This window comes from Granulicella sp. S190, from assembly GCF_009766095.1.
In the GTDB taxonomy this organism is placed as follows: domain Bacteria; phylum Acidobacteriota; class Terriglobia; order Terriglobales; family Acidobacteriaceae; genus Edaphobacter.
The window spans coordinates 231,192-244,561 of record NZ_LMUD01000047.1 but is presented as its reverse complement, the minus strand read 5'-3'; the positions used below and the strand labels follow the sequence as shown (position 1 = coordinate 244,561).

Genomic DNA, 13,370 nt, shown 5'->3' with positions numbered 1-13,370 from the left:
ATCCTGCGATCTCCTCGGCAACGCAGGATTCCAATTGACACGCTCGCAGAAACCATCGACACTCACCCACATGCGCCTGGCCACCCTCTGCCTCCTCGCACTCTCCCTGCTGCCTGCAAACGCTCGCGCCCAGGTCCCCGTCTTTCAAACCGCACCCGTCGACAGTTCCGTCAAATTCTATGTCAAAGCCTCTGTCGCCCTGGTCGGCAACTTCGACAAGTGGGACGCCAGACTCACCTTCGCCTCGCGCGAGGTCACCTCTGGCGTCCTCGACATCAAGATCCAGGCCGCCACCGTCAGCACTGGCAGCGGGATCAAAGACAAAAAACTTAAAGGCAAAGACTTCTTCGACGTCGATCAGAACCCACTCATCACCTTCCACTCCACTAAAGTCGTCCAGACCGGCCCAGAGACACTCGACGTCATCGGCGACTTCACCATTCGCGGAGTCTCCAAACCTGAAACCCTCAAGATGACCATCTCAGGCAAAGGCACAGGCAAAGGCACCATCAAGGGAACCATGGCCTTCGACCGCAAAGACTACGGCATCAACGGCAGCATCCCCTTCGTCAAAATCGCCGACCGCGTCGAAGTCAACGTAGACCTCAAAGTCAACCAGACCAGCGGCCCCCGCCTCACCTACCAGCAATAACCACCACCAATCTGGGCCCCATCTTCGCGCGGTCTCATCGCGCTAACGTGGGCCTTCATACGAAAGCACGAACCGTATCCTAAGCCTCAAGAATTCGACGGCAGTACGCCACAAACTGACTGGGATGAGAACTGTCCGAGCGATACTCGTTCTCAGCCACCCTCTCGAGCGATGCCTGATGTGCGGCCAGAAAAAGGATCTTCGCGTTCGGCCACTTGGCACGTAAACTCTGAGCGATCGATATCTGCTCCTCTTCACTGAGCGAATGTCCCAGAACTCCAAGCTCAATTGCAGGGTGTAGCGGCAGCGAGTCGATCTGAGCTCGCGAACATGCCGATACGACTGCGAACCCGGCCTGTTCAAGCACGAGCAGGCGAGTCTGCAGAAGCCACGCTTCATTGCCACACACCATAATTTGTCGGGACAAGGGAGGGCCACCCGGGACCAGGACTGTGAGAGTTCTAAGTCAACTACGTTCTACTATGTCGCACAACAGACATATAAGTCTATACATCTCATCTCAATAGTCATCGAACGCATCCTTAGAGGGAGGCTTTGGCCGCACGGTAATCACGCGTCTGGAAATGGCAAAGATGGAAGATTCTAAAGCAGATGTTCCTAACCCGCCCGACAGGTTATTCATCCGCGAGGTAACGAATCACGCGGAAGCTCTCTACAACCTTATCTACCTGATCTGCGAAGAAGCAGATCATCCTGCTAAGGTGCGCCACTATGCCAGTCTCTCCGAGCACAGCCTTCAGGCATTGACTCAGCTACTCCGCGAGCAACTCTAAGCGAACCACCACGACTGCATGGACTAAATCTGATCGTTCTCAAGTAGCGAAGTGAAGTCTGGCTCAGACATAAAACCAACTTACCACTCTCGGTGCCCCATCTTCGCGCGATCTTATCGCGCTACGGTGGGGCTTCGTGCAAAGCTCGACCGCTTCAAGCCAAAGAACAATCAAGCCCCTTCAGTAATCCGGAAGTCCCTCTCCACACCCGGCCCGAGTGCAGTCAGAGCCTTCTTGTAATCCGCGCTCTCATAGGCAGCCAAAGCATCCGCATAGCTATCGAACTCCACCACCACCGTCATCTGCTTCAACCCGGCTTCAAGCGCTGTCACGTCGCTCCTTGGCGACACTAGGACACGCGCCGCAAACGGAGCCAGCGCCGCTCCCGCCAACTCCCCATAGTGCTTCATCGTCGCCTCATCACCAACCGTGTGGTAAGCAACTACCCAATAACCCTTCTTCATATCGCTCTCTCCCATACCTTGCAAACCTTGGATGCAACCAACAACAAGACGACTCATCCTACCCGAAGCAATCACTCAACTCTGGTAAGGTGACCGTATCTCCGGTAGAGCTCTCCCACAACCGTCACACCGAGGGACAACCAGCCGATGATCTCGCGCTTTCAGCCAGCCCGACTGACCTCGCCAGTGATCTTCGTACTGGCCCTGATGATCCTCTCCTACTGGCTCAATCCCGAAGCATGGCGCCACCTCAGCCTCCTCACCGAATCCCTCTTCGCCTTCTTCTTCCTCACCTTCGCCGTTCTAACCCTGGCCATGCGCAGCCACAGCTACCTCCGCATCGACGAGCACGGCCTCGAGATCAAATACCTCACCGGCGCTCCGCGACTCTACCCCTGGGCCGATATCGAATCCGCAAGGATCGTCAAAAAGCGCATCCTCCTCGTGCCCGTCCTCTCCTCCATAGCTCTCAAACTTCGACAGAGCGCACGGCCGTCCAATACGTTGCGCCGCAGCGCCGGCAGCCTGGTCGGATATGACGTAACTTTTCTCGCCGTCTACGACGAAAGCGCGCAAGAGATACTTGAAAAGATCCAGAGCTTCACGCGACAGCACTAACCAGGGGAAACTCGTATCACCGCTCTATAGCATCGAAGCTACGCCGCAACACCCGGCCGCCGAACAAAAAAACTTCACCCAGCTTGGCGTATGAGTTACACCCAACTCGCTACAATTAAGAAGAAAGCAAAGAAGTGAAGTGCGAAGAAGTAGAGAGCAAAATAAGCCGCCGTCACGCAAAAAACACAGCAACTCTGAAATTCAACGCAACCAAAGACCATCGAAGCACCACGAAAACGAAGCAAGCCACCATCTCGATGCAGCGAAGCTTGACGCTTGCACTTCAATTCATACGAAGGGCAAACGTCGTAAATTTGGGGTAGAGTCGCTTTTTGTTTGTCATTGCCGAAGGGAATCTGCGTTTGCAGTTCCTACACCATCATGCAAGTTGCCATAAGCCAAACAAAACAAGTATTTTATCCACAACCCTCATGAATGCAATATTTTAGCGGCACACCCTCCCTCTAAACCTCTCTATCCAAACCACTTCCCTGCAAAATACCCTGAAGGGGGGAGGGGTACCCTGTCCGTAAAAGCCAAAGCAAAAATCCCAACCCGATTTCTCGGTTAGGATTTTGGTAGTGCTAAAAGGAGAATGTTGAGATGAGTTCGTCCCCTGAATCGTCGTGGTTGGAAAACTGGTGGCCGCTTCTGGTGATCCTTTACGGTGTGCTCTTCGTCACGGCGTTGGTATCGTTCTCCCCAACGACGTAAAGAAAGGGGTGCGGCGCGAGTCCTGCTCGACTGGTAAATCGCGCCACACCACCCCTCTTCACCAACCGCTGTAACGGCAGCCCCCATGAAGTACTCAGCGAGGGGGCTCGCCCTACAGAGTTACCGCCAGCTACGGATGCAGCGAGAAGGCCGCGCGGCGGTTCTGCTGCCAACATGCCTCGTTCTCAGCAGTACACACCTGCGCCTCCTTTCCGTAACTGATGATCTCAATGCGATCCGGGGACACCCCTTCAGCCAGAAGCGCGTTACGCGCAGCATTCGCACGCTCCTCGCCAAGAGCCAGGTTGTACTCCGCCGACCCACGCTCGTCCGCATACCCCTCCACCAGCACACGAATCGAAGGATTATCCGCCAGATACTTCGCGGCATGCTTGATCGCCTCGTGAGCATCTTTTCGAATATCGGCGCTGTCGTAATCGAATAAGGCATCCTGCACATTCTCGTGGAAGATCTTGTCCTTCCTTGCGGCCTCCGCAGCCTGCTCCGCTGCACTGGCGCTATCCGAGATGTTGGAGTGCCCGCTGACGTGGAATGGCACAGCGCACTCCGCGGTGATGGTGGGATTTGAGACCAGGGCTGCATGCCCCGTAATGCGATACTCCCCGGTGGGCATCCCCGTAGTGTTGAGACTCACGCTACGCCCCGTACCCTGGATCTTTCCTCCGTCCGACGTCCACGTGTAGGTGACCTCGAGCTTATCCGGCTCCGTCAACGTATGACCCATGATCTCCAGTGCCTGCCCTTCGTCGATGGTCTCCACATTCGTTCCGCAGGTAAAGACGATCTCACTCGGTTTATGAGTAACCGGAGAAGCTGCGAGTACTCTCTCCTTCGGCAGGAACTTGAGGACCACCCCGGCACCGATCTGCAGGTGATTCTGAGAGTTGTCACTCGTCCCGTTGGGGAGCGCCGTTCTTAGGTAGTCGGCATTGACCGCACGAATGGCGAACCGCCGTGTGAGATTGATATCAAGTCCGCCTCCGGCTGAAAGAGCCCAGCTTGAGGCGCTAGTGGTCGAAGACGTTGCCGTTGGAAAGTAAGAGTCAGTTCCGTGAGCTCCGCCAAAGAGCACTTCAGCAAATGGAACCAGGCGATGCCCCGGTCTTGAGATCCTTGGTCCTCCAAGAAACGTGAACAAGGTCAAATTCTGACCAAGCTGGCTGATATCGTTCGCGTGACCTGCGGTGAACTCCCCGCCAACGCTGAACCAGTCCGTGATACGAAAGTCTCCTGAGACATACCCCCCATTCAAGTTGAAGTACTCTGTCTGGCCCGGAGGCGCATTGGAATGAATGTTGTTATATCCAGCGGAAAGCTCAAATTTTGGAGGAATCAGTGACTGATCGGCGGGGCCCCGCTGCCCGAAGGCAGCGGAGACTCCAACCGTCACTAGGACCAGAGCGAGATTGATAGAACGCAACATTTTAATCTCCTTCCGGGACAGAACGCCCGGTGTTAGTGGTTCTGGTGACCTAGTAGAGCAACGTGATGGAAGGCGAGGTCGTCAGCGCGTTCGTATCCACCAGAACGAATCTGGTAGGCGTGATCGCGTAGATGACGTCCGTGCCGTAGGTATAACGGCCCGCTATCGCATCGGTGAGGGTGTAAGGATTCGTGCTGGTTACATCGAGTGACAGCAGGTTGATGTTTCCAACGCCGAGGTTTTCATCGACAGTGGAGGTAGCGCTACCTGTTCCGTTGGCTACGATATTGCCCGAAGCGTTGATGCTTGCCAGAGAAGCAGCTGCGGTGGTCCCGTAGACAAAGGTTCCATCGAAGGTCGCTGTCGTAAACGGAGCTCCAGTCTGTGCTTCCAGGTTCCCGAGTCCGGCGTAGCCTGACTCCAGGAAGTAGCCGTGATCAGGCGCGCTCAGGTAGAACACCCGAGGAGCAGGAGCAGGGCCGGCGGGAATACCAAGCAGTGTGGGCGCAGGATACTGTAGAGTCCCGCGTCCGTAGGAGGCTACGTCACAGGTGATTGGTCCTGTGGTCGCATCCGAACCCAGCAGGCCGCCGAGTAATCCACTAAGGCCTGGCAGAAGTCCCGTCAACTCATTGACCAGCCCAGTCGTGCCGCCTAGATCGACGTTGGTAACGTTGCAGCTTCCGTTGGCAGTAGCCGTTCCGCGGAAGATGGTTGCCGTGGAGAGGTTGAGCACGTTCTCCAACACCAGCCCTGTCACTAAGCCAGGATTGGTAGCCGAGTTCTCGTACCCGATAAACGGTCCGCTCATCGACGCGTTGCTGAAGCTGCTCTGCGTCTGTAGTTGAGTCGAACCTGCGAGGAGAAGGAAGGACGAGTGCTTGTCAGTCGACATCACGAACGACTGGTTTGCGTTGACAAGGTAGACCGCATAGTCCGTGGGATAACCGGTCGGCGTATTCGCCGTGGTCATCGTCAGGGCTACGCGCCCGTTAGCGTCCGCAGTAGCGAAGCTTCCGCCGAGAACCTCCGTTGGATAATTCGACGCTCCATTGTTCGAGTCGCCTGTTCCGACGAGGGTCGAACCGGAGGTCGTGAACTGTCCTACAGCCGCTGCGGGACCAGCAATCAGGCCAGCAGTGCAGGCAGGCAGGCAGGGTGCATCTCCGGAGAGTCCAAAGACGTAGCTGCCGCTGAGCCCAGCGGCGAGCGCCGCCGGCACTTGAGCCAGCATCGTTCCCGAACCGCGTGTCCCTGCCAGGTTTGCATTGTCAAACTCGATCATGTCGGCCTGGGTTGAGATGGTGGACGGAGATACTGGAGCCTTCACCGAGATCGCATAGGTGGCGCTCCCTGCCGTCGTCCCGTCTGCGTTGAGGTTAGTGATCGTCATCATGCCGCGGTTGTCGGTGCCGATTGTGTAGGTGCCGAGGAAGGCATTGCTGCTGATCGTGTTCCCTGTCGGGTTTGAGCTCTGGTGATTCGCATCCAGCTCACCGCTGTTGATCCCTCCTGCGCCGTCCGCAGTGAAACTTCCAACAGTAGCTGTCTGGTAAGAGAGAACACCGAGCAGCACATCGTCATAACCCTGGAACAGATAGGCGTACGGACCAGTCAGCTCTGGGTCATTGGGTGTCAGCGGATAGACCACAAGTAGAACGAGAGCCAGGGTAGCCGTCTGCGGAGTGCTCTCCGTATCGGTAACCTTCACTGTGAAGCTGCTTGCTCCAGGTGTCGTCGGTGTTCCACTGATAACACCGCCAGTGGAGAGACTCAATCCAGCAGGCAGACTGGGGACACTAATCTGATAGCTGTACGGCGGCACACCACCGGTTGCAGTCAAGGTCTGCGTGTAAGGCACACCAACAATTGCGTTCGGCAGAGAGCCCGTAAGGCTAAGAGGTGAGACTGCTGAGACGGTCAACGTAACCGGCCCGGTGATCGTTGCGGCGGTGGGAGTGGTGGAGTCGGTAGCCTTGACAGTCAGGTTTGCAGTCCCGGCTGTCGTAGGCGTACCTGTGATCAGGCAGTTCGTCGCTGTGAGTCCAGCGGGAAGCGTGCCGGCGGTGATTGTGCAGGTGTAAGGGGATGTGCCTCCGGCCACCCCAATCGATCCGCTATAAAGCACTCCGACAGTAGCGTTCGGTGGATTGCTCAACGTCAGGGTCGCACTTGCAGGGGAAACGGTCAGTGTCACCGGTCCAGTAGTCGTATTGACCGGACTGCTTCCATCGGTCGCCTTGACCGTAAGGTTCGCCGTCCCGGGAGTTGTTGGAGTGCCGCTCACTGCGCAACCTGAGGCTGTGAGTCCAGCAGGCAGCGTCCCCGCTGTGATCGTGCAGGAGTAAGGCGCGGTACCTCCTGCAACCCCGATCGTTCCTGTGTAAAGAACACCCACCGTGGCATTTGGTGGCGAGCTAAGCGTCAGGACAACACTCGCGGGCAGCACGGTAAGGCTGACCGGACCCGTTGTAGTCTCGACCGTAGGACTGGAATCCGTAGCTTTGACCGTCAGACCCACGGTTCCTGCAACGGTTGGCGTTCCACTCACGACACAGCCCGAGATCGAAAGACCTGCAGGAAGCAGCCCAGCCGTGATGACGCAGGAGTAAGGTGCAGTACCACCCGCCACTCCAATCGTGGCGGTATAGGGAGTCCCTACCGTCGCGTCTGGGAGTGAGCTGAGCGTCAAACTAAGCGGAGCCGGTAGGATCGTGAGACTCACCGGCCCTGAGGTTGTTTCGACGATTGTGCTTGAGTCCGTCGCCTTCACCGTCATATTTGCAGTTCCCGCCACAGTGGGCGTGCCGCTCACAACGCAACCCGAGAGCGAAAGACCGGCGGGCAACGTTCCAGCTGTAATAGCGCAGGCGTAAGGCGAGGTGCCTCCGGCTACTCCTATCGTCGCGGTATAAGCAACTCCAACCGTACCGTTCGGTAGAGAAGAGACGGTCAACGTGAGAGCTGCAGGAGAAACGGTAATTGTAACCGGACCGGTAACAGTTGCTACCGGGCTACCGGAATCCGTCACCGTCACCGTAATGTTGGTTGTCCCCGCAACAGTTGGCGTCCCGCTAATCACGCAGCCTGAGAGCGTCAGGCCGGCAGGAAGCGTCCCCGCCACGATCGCGCAGGTGTAAGGGGGAGTTCCTCCGGTGGCTCCAATCGTGCCCGTGTAAGGAACTCCGACCGTAGCACCTGGAAGACCCGTAAGTGTCAGCGTCGCTGCTGCCGCATTGATCTTAATGCTGAAGTTCGCACTCGCTGTCGTTCCTGAAGCATCCTGCGCCTGCGCCGTGAACGTAAATGTTCCCTGCGTCGTCGGTGTTCCCGAGATAACGCCTGTTGCCGGAGACAGTGCAAGACCTGCAGGAAGAGATCCCGAGATCACACTCCACATGTAAGGTGTGACGCCGCCCGAAGCCGTAAGCGTCGTCGTATAACCGACTCCAACCGTACCGGCAGGTGGATTGCCTGCAATAACGGTCAATGGAGATGTGCCGGAGTTGGACGTTGTGACTGCGATCGTCTCTGCCGCCGTTACCGTGTCCGGAATGTCGCTTGAGTCAGTGATCTGAACCGTGAAGCTGGAAGTACCCACAGCTGTCGGCGTTCCGGAGATCACACCGGAAGTAGTATCGAAGGTAAGTCCCGCCGGGAGCATGCCGCTTGCAACACTCCACTTCAGAGGCGCCGTACCTCCAGCCGCGATAAGGGTCGAGGTATAAGCCGTTCCCACCGTACCCGAGGGCGGATTGCCCGAGATCGTCGGATCAGGATTAACAGTAATAGTGACAGCACTTTTACTGGTCGTACCTGTAACGGCTGCTGTCAACGTCAACACCATCTGTGAAGTAATTCCAGAAGGAGCAGTGTAAGTAACAGAGTTGCCAGCGGATGCAGAAAGCGTTCCACATGCGCCCGCATTGCACATGGTGCTCGAAAGCGCCCATCCCACATTGGGGCTTCCGGAAAGTTTTGAGGTCACTGCGAACGACTGTCCAGCATCGAGGGTAACTGCAGAAGCAGATAGACTTACGATCCCCCCACCAGCATAGCCACCGGATCCGCATCCCGTAAAAGCAAAACAGATGCTCAGCAGCAAGAACAAGATTGCGCTGCCACGTACAAACGTTTCAACAGCCGAATTCTGGTGCTGATCGTAGCTTCTGGTAGTACTGGTTATTTGATCCAGCTTCAAAAATATCATTGTTTTGTTCGACATGGAAAGCTCCTTAGGGTCCGTGTGACGAAGAATGGGGTGGGTAAAATTGAACTTTTTTGCAGGTTTGCGCTTTTGATTGCCCTGCTGGAACGTACGCGATGTGAGGGTGGCTATTAGAGCTCCTGCAAAGTACGAATGTGGCTGTGACTTCTTGCCAGCAAACGCTTTACTTTGAGAGGTGTGAGCCTGCAGAGTCTCTGTCAAACATGTCCGTTTGTTGCTATAAAACCTGTCATTTCCAGGTTCGAAGGAGTCGGTAACGGAGGGATCAGAAGTCAAATCGAGAAAAGAGTTGGAGTAGCTACGCGGCTGAACCATTTAATTCCTCCAAGGCAAAATTCCGAAGGCAAAGAAGTGCCAAAAGTAACCGCAAAATATTGCAGTCACCTCCTATAGCGTTTTCCTCAGATTTTGGATTGGAAGGATTTTCAATTAATCCAGCGTTTGATATCACATTCGATATCACAGCTTGTTTATTGGGTGAAATCACTCATTGTTGGGGGAGATCGAGATAACTAAATCTAGTTGGTAAGCGTCCGGCGTATTACATTCACGCTAGGAAGAAGCACTCAAGTAAGTGAGTAGTCCTCCATAGCCAACTCCGACGTAACCAATAATTGCTATTGCTATTTCTATAACTATTCGGTCAGAATCAGCAAAGAAACAAGTCTGTGCTCTCAGCTACGCGGGTAGGGTTGCAGTACCAGTAGGGAGTAAGAATGACCCAAGAATATAAGCGGCACCAGAGTTTTCCACTCCGCCTATGTCCTTCGATTCGCCAACAGGCCAATGACCTGGCGCACATTGACGGAATATCGCTCAACCACTTCATCAGCCTGGCCATCGCAGAAAAGATCGTCAGAATGGAGAAGTTCGCTCAGCCGCGAGACTTAGCGATACCGCAGAAAACAAACATGATCCGGCACGGATCGCAAATCGAGAAGCCGACCTGACCGGTCATTCGATAACCCGGATGTTTTGACATCGTCTTTTTCGCCTGCAAAAAATCTTTTATGCGAAAGATGGCACTCGCACGTGTTATATCAAACTCAAAATATGCTGCAACGCATGGCAACGTCATAAGCACGTCGGCATGCGTTGAGGTCACGCGATTGCGCCTTCTCTCCAGCGATCTGTGCATAAACGTGTAAGAACACCACTGCTCCTCTGTACCACGACAAACCTTCAAAAAAAATTAGTTAGAAGGTTGGCGTATTTTTCAGCAGAGAGTAAGTGTTGTTTCAACACCACGTTTACCACGCACGCCACCACGATTTGACCATCAAAAAACCATCTCCCGAACCCACTTTTCGCGAAAAACCCCTGCAAAAGCAGGGGTTTGGTTTAGCAAAAAAATGTAGGATTTATCTATCCCAGACATCCCTGCCAATTACTTCGGTTGCAGATTTTTGAGTGTCTTAGTGATCCCCTTGGCACCGGCAAAAACAGCCATCTTGGTGTTATCAATGACTTTACTCTTCCCCGGAGGGGTTGGATTTAGACCAAGCTTGCGCAGCTGATGGTTAACCCGGAAGAGATCACGATCAAAAGCTATTGATTCATAGCCAATACTAAGCGACATCGAAGAAGTAGGGCCGCTCTCCACCATGTGAGGAAAGTGCATTGGAATGTGCACTCCGGTTCCAGGAACCATATCGAAGCGAACTCCACGTGATCGTATCTCTTCACGAAACGCGATCTCATTCTGCGCCCAATACTTTTCAATATCGAGGTTGTTAAGAATCTCGCCGTCGCTTCCATCGAAGATGTAGATAGTCTTAGTTCCTTGGATTTGCAGTAGGAAACTGTCTTCACTATCGATATGGTAGGGAGTAAATTCATTCGGCGAGGTAAGGAAAAGCGTTTCCATCGGCGCACGATACTCTTTACGAAGATCGACATGAGTGAGCTCCGAGAGCTCCTCCGTCATAGTCTCGAGAACCTTGTCGTACTTAGGCTGAGTGTGAATAAAGCTGAGCTTCATTCTCATACGACTAAGGTCAGAGTGACGAAAGGCTTCTACAAGACTGGCCCTATGATCTTCACTTCCCCACTCTCTAAACTTTCTGTCTAGATAAAAAAAACCCTTCTTCGAATCGTCACGGCTCCAGATTTCGGCGAGCTTCTCCACTGATTGCGTCGAAAACAAATCGTTGGAGTCCAGATTGTGGGAAAAAAGGAATGGCTTTCGCCGAAAGGAATCAGAAAATTCAGCTTCTGGTTGAAAATACGTGTAAGCCACGATAACCCCCAAATCAAATGGATCTTGCCTTACTAGTCTCGAATGGTACAGGGGGAGGACTGTTTACTTCAATTTTAAAGTGACCCGCAACACATCTCTGCAGTGTTTGCATGTTTTTTTAGGTAACCGATACTCAAGTTACTCTGAATCTAATTAAGACAATTATTAGCTATTTCGCCATTTTTATAAATCGCGTCGCATAAAAGCTAGTGTGTGACAGTTTGAATATGAGTAATTTCTCCGTCCCGCATGTGAAGGATACGGTCGGCAATCTGGGCAGCCTCAGGGTTATGAGTAATCATTAGAACGGTCTGATTGAGCTCGCGGCTTGACTGGCGGAGCATCTTAAGAACGGCGTCAGAGTTTTTAGTGTCAAGATTGCCAGTGGGCTCGTCGGCAAGAACGATGGCCGGTCGATTGATGAGGGCTCGGGCGATGGCCACGCGCTGTTGCTCACCACCAGACAACTCATTAGGACGATGGTCAAGGCGTCCTTGAATACCCAACATCTCAGTAAGGTGATCGAGAAGAGGCCGATCCAACTCTCGCTTGTTAGAGGAGCCGAGATTTGCAATATCGTGGGCGATCTCTATGTTGCCCATCGCAGAAAGGGTTGGCAATAGGTTGAAACGCTGGAAGATGAAGCCGATTTTGGCGCGTCGGGTCTTGGTGCGTTCGGCATCGGTAAGAGTAGCGAAGTCGATGCCGTCGATCAGGACAGAACCGGTGGTGGCACCAGTAAGGCCTCCAAGAATATAGAAGAGGGTGGATTTGCCGGAGCCGGATGGCCCAACGATGGCGACGAATTCACCTGGAGTGATGGCGAAGTTGACCTTACGAAGGGCAGGGACCTCGAGTTTGCCGGAACGATAGGTCTTGCCGAGGTCGCGAGCCAAGATGATCGGAGCCGTAGAGGTGGCTGCGATCGTCGACTGACTCGGCGTTGCGGAGGTCGGGTCGGGCTGGGGGGACAACGTGGAAGAATGAGAAGACATGTACGTTTATAAAGTCTATCGCGAATGGAGTGGGGAGTGAGGCTGACTGAGCTTTTGCTGGTGGGGGTGGTGAGTTGGACGGCATTGGGAGTGATGGGGATTGGATTATCGCAGCTAAGAAGTGAGCGGCAGCGGGTACGCCGAGGATTATTGTCACTTTTTGTTGTATGGGTGGTTTACCTCAGCGTACTGCTAGGAGTTTCGCTTGGACAGAGACAGAAGATCGTGGCGTTGGGTCAGCCTCAGTGCTTTGGAGGCATGTGCTATACGGTGATCGGAGTCGAGGAAGTACGAGGTTTTTTAATTCGTGATGGGCGGCTACTGTTACGAGTAGCCGTTCGAGTCGCAAATCAGGGAGAATCGGCGCAGAGCGAAAGTTTGATGAAGGCTTATCTTGTGGATGAACAGGGCCGCCGGTGGGAAGAGTCAACCGGAGTGAACGGCGTGGGGCTTACGGCGAAGATAGCGGGGGGAGACTCGGTGATGAGTGAGCCTGTTTTCAAGGTGGCTGGAGATGCCACCGGCTTGAGACTAATTTTGACGCAAGGGTGGAAGCAGCCAGGAGTACTCGTCATTGGGGACTCTGATAGTCTTCTCCATCGCAGGACAGCGGTTGTACTTGGACGCTGATTGAGGATCAGATTCTCCAAACCGATCGGTTGCGCTATTGAGAACTGAACAAAACAAATTAGCCATCCACAAACGCGCTTGTAAGATCAGGCACTCTCTCCTTAGGCGACGAAAAATGCCTGAAGGGTAGTTTCTTCGAGGAAGCTGATTTCAAGACGAACGGTTACGATCTGGCCAAGGTCCGCTGGGGTGGAGAGATTTTTACGGCAAGTACAAAGATGAGTAAAGCCGAGGTGACCAGCACGAGTAAGCTCAAGGCCTGAAGAGATGATGGCCGCATAGAGTTCGATAACGGCGCGAAGCTGAATCTCAACCCGAAACTCTATGGTGGTGGGCGAAAGTGTCTTACGCTTAAGTATCCAGCCTCCGCAGTCTGCAAAGGCTGAGACGAGCGTGGGGAGAAGGCCGTGACGCTCTTCGTAGCTGAATCCCTTGATATCAAGTAATTGCATGGGATATAGAGCCTTTGCAGATGAAAATATGCTTGCCGATAGAGTGTTCATCGGAACGAGAAGGGAGAAGCGTGAGGGGTTGTTATAGGTACGGTAGTCACGTGGTGTTTCTTGTTGACACTGTTGAAAAGAGATGGCTT

General features: G+C 54.0%; 11 protein-coding genes. 4 read left to right on the top strand and 7 right to left on the bottom strand.

Translation table 11 applies throughout. From position 1 onward, the window contains the following. The first annotated feature begins 34 nt into the window (after positions 1-34). A complete protein-coding gene (locus GSQ94_RS20785; RefSeq protein WP_158945990.1) occupies positions 35-652 on the top strand; it encodes a YceI family protein in 618 nt (205 codons plus the stop codon). A gap of 79 nt (positions 653-731) precedes the next feature. Here GSQ94_RS20785 and GSQ94_RS20780 read toward each other — a convergent pair whose 3' ends face one another. Further along, positions 732-1,079 (bottom strand): hypothetical protein, encoded by a 348-nt coding sequence (locus GSQ94_RS20780; protein ID WP_158945988.1) that lies wholly within the window; start codon positions 1,077-1,079, stop codon positions 732-734. A gap of 166 nt (positions 1,080-1,245) precedes the next feature. Between GSQ94_RS20780 and GSQ94_RS20775 the strand changes: the two genes are divergently transcribed. Then, positions 1,246-1,446 carry a hypothetical protein gene (locus GSQ94_RS20775; protein WP_158945986.1) on the top strand — a complete coding sequence of 67 codons (201 nt, stop codon included), beginning with the start codon at positions 1,246-1,248 and terminating at the stop codon, positions 1,444-1,446. 170 nt (positions 1,447-1,616) lie between these two features. On the opposite strand, the gene GSQ94_RS20770 is transcribed toward GSQ94_RS20775, so the two are convergent. Continuing rightward, a complete protein-coding gene (locus GSQ94_RS20770) occupies positions 1,617-1,910 on the bottom strand; it encodes a DUF1330 domain-containing protein (protein ID WP_158945984.1) in 294 nt (97 codons plus the stop codon). 147 nt (positions 1,911-2,057) lie between these two features. Between GSQ94_RS20770 and GSQ94_RS20765 the strand changes: the two genes are divergently transcribed. Further along, the gene (locus GSQ94_RS20765) at positions 2,058-2,528 is read left to right on the top strand and encodes a PH domain-containing protein (protein WP_158945982.1); all 471 of its coding nucleotides are present in this window, start codon (positions 2,058-2,060) and stop codon (positions 2,526-2,528) included. 844 nt (positions 2,529-3,372) lie between these two features. Here GSQ94_RS20765 and GSQ94_RS20760 read toward each other — a convergent pair. The 4 genes from GSQ94_RS20760 to GSQ94_RS20745 all read right to left on the bottom strand — a co-directional run bounded on the left by GSQ94_RS20760 (position 3,373) and on the right by GSQ94_RS20745 (position 12,148). Next, complete coding sequence (locus tag GSQ94_RS20760) at positions 3,373-4,686, bottom strand: OmpA family protein (RefSeq protein ID WP_158945980.1); 1,314 nt, start codon at positions 4,684-4,686, stop codon at positions 3,373-3,375. 49 nt (positions 4,687-4,735) lie between these two features. Further along, complete coding sequence (locus tag GSQ94_RS20755; RefSeq protein ID WP_254064026.1) at positions 4,736-8,911, bottom strand: putative Ig domain-containing protein; 4,176 nt, start codon at positions 8,909-8,911, stop codon at positions 4,736-4,738. A gap of 1,390 nt (positions 8,912-10,301) precedes the next feature. Continuing rightward, the gene (locus GSQ94_RS20750) at positions 10,302-11,153 is read right to left on the bottom strand and encodes a JmjC domain-containing protein (protein WP_158945978.1); all 852 of its coding nucleotides are present in this window, start codon (positions 11,151-11,153) and stop codon (positions 10,302-10,304) included. 206 nt (positions 11,154-11,359) lie between these two features. Beyond that, positions 11,360-12,148: an ABC transporter ATP-binding protein gene (locus tag GSQ94_RS20745; RefSeq protein ID WP_254064025.1), complete on the bottom strand. Its 789-nt coding sequence runs from the start codon at positions 12,146-12,148 to the stop codon at positions 11,360-11,362. 36 nt (positions 12,149-12,184) lie between these two features. On the opposite strand from GSQ94_RS20745, the gene GSQ94_RS20740 reads away from it, so the two are divergent. After that, the gene (locus GSQ94_RS20740) at positions 12,185-12,778 is read left to right on the top strand and encodes a hypothetical protein (RefSeq protein WP_158945976.1); all 594 of its coding nucleotides are present in this window, start codon (positions 12,185-12,187) and stop codon (positions 12,776-12,778) included. Positions 12,779-12,879: 101 nt separating this feature from the next. On the opposite strand, the gene GSQ94_RS20735 is transcribed toward GSQ94_RS20740, so the two are convergent. After that, positions 12,880-13,230, bottom strand: coding sequence for a hypothetical protein (locus GSQ94_RS20735; RefSeq protein WP_158945974.1), 351 nt, complete (start codon positions 13,228-13,230; stop codon positions 12,880-12,882). Positions 13,231-13,370: the final 140 nt, after the last annotated feature.

What these genes read in the sequence shown, in the direction of transcription:
- GSQ94_RS20775 (WP_158945986.1), top strand. Translation starts at nt 1,246, where the DNA reads ATGGAAGATTCTAAAGCAGATGTTCCTAACCCGCCCGACAGGTTATTC.
- GSQ94_RS20770 (WP_158945984.1), bottom strand. Translation starts at nt 1,910, where the DNA reads ATGAAGAAGGGTTATTGGGTAGTTGCTTACCACACGGTTGGTGATGAG.
- GSQ94_RS20765 (WP_158945982.1), top strand. Translation starts at nt 2,058, where the DNA reads ATGATCTCGCGCTTTCAGCCAGCCCGACTGACCTCGCCAGTGATCTTC.
- GSQ94_RS20760 (WP_158945980.1), bottom strand. Translation starts at nt 4,686, where the DNA reads ATGTTGCGTTCTATCAATCTCGCTCTGGTCCTAGTGACGGTTGGAGTC.
- GSQ94_RS20755 (WP_254064026.1), bottom strand. Translation starts at nt 8,911, where the DNA reads ATGTCGAACAAAACAATGATATTTTTGAAGCTGGATCAAATAACCAGT.
- GSQ94_RS20745 (WP_254064025.1), bottom strand. Translation starts at nt 12,148, where the DNA reads ATGTCTTCTCATTCTTCCACGTTGTCCCCCCAGCCCGACCCGACCTCC.
- GSQ94_RS20735 (WP_158945974.1), bottom strand. Translation starts at nt 13,230, where the DNA reads ATGCAATTACTTGATATCAAGGGATTCAGCTACGAAGAGCGTCACGGC.